Source organism: Streptomyces sp. NPDC002104 (assembly GCF_053593795.1).
In genome coordinates this window covers 1-4,292 of sequence record NZ_JBSFDF010000111.1, presented here as the reverse complement: position 1 = coordinate 4,292, position 4,292 = coordinate 1, and the positions used below count along the sequence as shown (strand labels likewise).

Here is a 4,292-nt window from a genome sequence, read left to right as displayed (position 1 = left end):
CCAGTGGGCCACCCTCAACGAACCGCTCTGCTCGGGCTGGATCGGCCACCTGGAAGGCCGCATGGCCCCCGGCCTCACCGATCTGACGGCCGCCGGGCCGTCGCCGGTGAGGGCGGACGCGGTCAGAGGACGTCGCCCGCGATGTTCTCCGCGACCCGCTCGAGCAGCGGCCCCGCGTTGGGGATGGACACCGCCGGGTCCGGCTCGAGGTCGGTCAGCGGATAGGCCCGCTGGATCCCGGCCGCCGAAAGGGCCTCCTGCGTGAGCAGCAGGCGGCCGCAGACCGCGACGACCGGCTTGCCCGCCGCACGGGCCGCCGCCGCGACACCGGCCGGAGCCTTGCCGTGGAGCGTCTGCTCGTCCAGCGAACCCTCACCGGTGATGACCAGCGTGGCCCGCTCCAGGGCCGGCGCGAAGCCGAGCACCTCCAGCATCAGCTCGATGCCGGGACGGAACGAGGCACCGAGCAGCAGGGCCCCGTAGCCGATGCCGCCCGCACCGCCCGCGCCGGGCGACACCGCGGCCTCGGCGGCCAGGGAGCCGATCGACTTCTCCAGGACCACCGCGAAGTGCGCCAGCGCCGCGTCCAGCGTCGCGACGTCCTCGGGCGACGCCCCCTTCTGCGGGCCGTAGACCGCCGGAGCGCCCTTCGGACCCGTCAGAGGGTTGTCCACGTCGCTCGCCAGGACGAAGTCGACCTCCTTGATGCGGGGGTCGACGCCCGACAGGTCGGCCGAGGCCAGCCCGGCCAGCGCGCCGCCGCCCGGACCGACGGGTTCACCGTTCGCGTCCAGGAACACCGCGCCCAGCGCGGCCAGCATGCCCGCGCCGCCGTCGGTGGTGGCGCTGCCGCCCACACCGAAGACGATCGAGCGCGCGCCCGCGTCGAGTGCGGCCTTCAGCAGTTCGCCGGAGCCGTAGGTGGTCGCCGTCAGGGGGGCGAAGACGCCCGCCGGCAGCAGCTGGAGACCGGAGGCCTCCGCCATCTCGACCACCGCGGTGCCCTCGCGGAGCGCGAAAGCGGCCGTGACCTGGTCGCCGAGCGGTCCGGTGACCCGTACCTCCCGGCGTTCGAAACCGGCCGCCACGGCGGCCGCGACCGTACCGTCGCCGCCGTCCGCGACGGGGAGGGTCTCGATCTCCACGCCCGGTACGGCCTTGCGCAGGCCGGCCGTGACCCGCTCCGCGACCTGAACGGCCGTGAGCGAGCCCTTGAATTTGTCCGCGGCGATGAGCACGCGCGCGGTCTCAGTTACTGCTCCGTCCGTCACCTTGCTAATCCCTTGCTATCGAACAGTGCAGTCGCGCCACCCATGAGCCTATCCGGAGGATCCTCCTATGCCCATGCGTGGCCTGGGCCACACACGGCGCGGCATACCCCTAAATAGGTATATACGCCTGCATAGTGTGGCCGCATGAGCACGGATTCACTGGAACAGGCACGTCCGGATTCCCCAGGCGGCAGGTCCGAAGGACCCCTCCACGAGGCTGACGGAGCCCCCGACCTCACGGTCGTCGTCATCGGGGTGGTCGCCGTCCTGGCCGTGGTCGCCTGGGCGGCCCTCGGCAAGAGCTCGTTCGACTCGGCGTCGAGCAGCGCGCTGGCCTGGGTGCTGAGCAACTTCGCGTGGCTCTTCGTGATCGCCGCCGATGTGTTCCTCGTCATGTGCGTCGTGCTCGCGATCAGCCGCTTCGGCCGGATCCGCCTCGGCCGGGACGACTCGGAGCCGGAGTTCACGAACCTCGCGTGGATCGCGATGATGTTCAGCGCGGGCATGGGCATCGGGCTGATGTTCTACGGGGTGGGCGAGCCGCTCACCCACTACCTGAACCCGCCCCCGGCCTCCGGCGCGGCCCCCGGCACCGGCGACGCCGCCCGCGCCGCGCTCGACTACTCCTTCTTCCACTGGACCCTCACCCCCTGGGCGATCTACGGCATCGCCGGCCTCGCCCTCGCCTACGCGACCTTCCGCAAGGGCCGCGGCAACCGCCTCAGCTCCGCCTTCGTCCCCCTCATGGGCGAGGAGCGGGCCAACGGCTGGCAGGGCAAGGCCATCGACCTGCTCGCCGTCTTCGCGACCGTCTTCGGCACCGCCACCAGCCTCGGCCTCGGCGCCCTCCAGGTGGCCAAGGGCCTCAACATCACCACCGGCATCGAGGACTCGACCACGGTCGAGCTGATCATCATCGGCTCCCTGTCCGCGGCCTTCGTGCTCTCCGCCTTCTCGGGGCTGCACAAGGGCGTCAAATGGCTCAGCACGATCAACATCGTGCTCGCCGCGGCCCTGATGGCCTTCGTCTTCGTCCTCGGCCCGACCGTCTACGTCCTCGACGTGATCCCGGCGAGCGTCGGCAGCTACCTGCACGAACTGCTCCCGATGGCCACCCGCACCGGCGCCTTCACCGACAGCGCGTGGCTCGGCGCGTGGACGATCTTCTACTGGGCGTGGTGGCTCTCCTGGGCGCCGTTCGTCGGCACCTTCATCGCCCGCATCTCGCGCGGCCGCACCATCCGCGAGTTCCTCGTCGGCGTGCTCCTGGTGCCCAGCGGCGCCACCGTCGTCTGGTTCTGCGTCATGGGCGGCACCGCGATCCGCCTCGACTCCACCGGCGTCGCCGACATGGCGGCCAAGGCCAAGGAGGGCACCGAGGCCTCGCTCTTCGCGATGCTCGACGCCCTCCCGCTCGGCACGGTCACCTCGTGGATCGCGATGCTCCTGGTGATGACGTACTTCGTCACCAGCGCCGACTCCGCCTCCCTCGTCATGGGCTCCCTCACCAGCCGCGGCTCCCTGCACCCGCCGACCTGGCTCGTCGTCACCTGGGGCGTGCTGATGGCCTCCGTGGCCGCCGTGCTCCTCGTCGCGGGCGGCCTGAAGTCCCTCCAGACGGCCACCATCCTGGTCGCGCTGCCCTTCGTGATCGTGATGCTGGTCCTGTGCTGGGCCCTGGTGAAGGAACTGCGGGAGGACCCGGGCGCGGGCCCCGTCCGCCACCACGCCCTGCACGGACTGCGGGACGCGGTCAAGGCCATGGTCGGCGACGCCATCACCGAACAGGGCCCGGCCCGCCACCCGCGCCTGCGGCGCGTGGCGGAGTCGAGGAACCGCGACCGCGAGGACGGCGCTGGCGGCGCCGGAACCGGTGGCGCACCCGGCGGCGGGTCCACCCCGGAAGGGTGATCCCCGCGGGCCCGGGGCGGCTGGGTAGGGTTGCGCGATGACCACCACGGATGACTACGCCACCTACATCGCGAGCCTGCCCCGGGTGCTGGCCGGAGCGGCCGCCCTCTTCCGGGACTCCGAGGGCCGGGTGCTCCTCGTCGAGCCCAACTACCGCGAGGGCTGGGCCCTGCCGGGCGGCACCATCGAGTCCGACACGGGGGAGTCCCCGCGCACGGCCGCCCGCCGCGAGAGCGCCGAGGAGATCGGCATCGACGTGCCGCTCGGCCGGCTGCTCGCCGTCGACTGGTCGACCGGCCCGGGCCGGCCCCCGCTCGTCGCGTACCTCTACGACGGCGGCGTGCTCGACGCCGGACAGCTCGCCTCCATCACCCTCCAGGAGGAGGAACTGCTCTCGTGGCGGCTGGTGGAGCCGGCCGGGCTGACGGACCATCTGCTCGGCTCCCTGGGCCTGCGCACCGTGGAGGCGTACCGGGTCCTGCAGAGCGGGGAGAGCACCGTGGAGCTGGAGAACGGCCGCAGGCCGCAGGCCTCGTAGCCCCTCCCGCTCGTTATTCCGTGCCTACACCGAGCAGGACAGAATTCAGACGATGATCACGATGTACGCCTGGCCCAGTACCGCGGACGGGCCCGACGCCCTGCCCATGGTCCACTTCACCACCGACCAGCAGGAGGGCGGCGAGGTCACCCCCGAGGGGGTGCCGGTCTGGATGTTCGACGCCGCGATCCGCGACGGCGGCTGGGCGCAGTTCACCGATTTCGAGGCCTGGTCCGTACCGGCCGAAGGCTGGCAGGCCTTCTACCGCCGCGAGGACGACGTCCTCGCCGTCACCGGCCCCGGCGCCTGCGAGGGCTGGTACCAGGGCGGCCTCGGCGCCGACGCCGACTGGGTCGGCGCGGCCGCCGCCCAGCAGAGCGTGGTCCTGCTCGCGGCCCCCGTCCAGCATCCGTCCCTGTACGCCTACGCGGTCGAGGCCGGCGCGGCCTTCGCCCTGCTCGTCCCGCTGGTGGTCATCTAGGTGTGTTGTCCGGGCAGGTTGGTGACGCGGCTGGCGGGTGTTTGGCTTTGGATGCCGGTGTGGGGTCGGTGGTAGTTGTACCAGTCGATCC

The 4,292-nt window shown here is 72.1% G+C and carries 4 protein-coding genes; 3 read left to right on the top strand and 1 reads right to left on the bottom strand.

The genetic code is table 11. From position 1 onward, the window contains the following. Positions 1–122 precede the first annotated feature (122 nt). On the bottom strand, positions 123–1,271 hold the full coding sequence (locus ACWCP2_RS38100; RefSeq protein ID WP_450913118.1) for a glycerate kinase: 1,149 nt from the start codon (positions 1,269–1,271) through the stop codon (positions 123–125). Positions 1,272–1,415: 144 nt separating this feature from the next. Here ACWCP2_RS38100 and ACWCP2_RS38095 point away from each other — a divergent pair, with 144 nt between their 5' ends. Genes ACWCP2_RS38095 through ACWCP2_RS38085 form a run of 3 tightly spaced genes read left to right on the top strand, consistent with a single transcriptional unit; the run spans position 1,416 to position 4,201 of the window. Beyond that, positions 1,416–3,182 (top strand): BCCT family transporter, encoded by a 1,767-nt coding sequence (locus tag ACWCP2_RS38095; protein WP_450913117.1) that lies wholly within the window; start codon positions 1,416–1,418, stop codon positions 3,180–3,182. Positions 3,183–3,219: 37 nt separating this feature from the next. Next, on the top strand, positions 3,220–3,720 hold the full coding sequence (locus ACWCP2_RS38090) for an NUDIX domain-containing protein (RefSeq protein ID WP_450913116.1): 501 nt from the start codon (positions 3,220–3,222) through the stop codon (positions 3,718–3,720). A gap of 52 nt (positions 3,721–3,772) precedes the next feature. Beyond that, positions 3,773–4,201: a hypothetical protein gene (locus ACWCP2_RS38085; protein WP_450913115.1), complete on the top strand. Its 429-nt coding sequence runs from the start codon at positions 3,773–3,775 to the stop codon at positions 4,199–4,201. Positions 4,202–4,292: the final 91 nt, after the last annotated feature.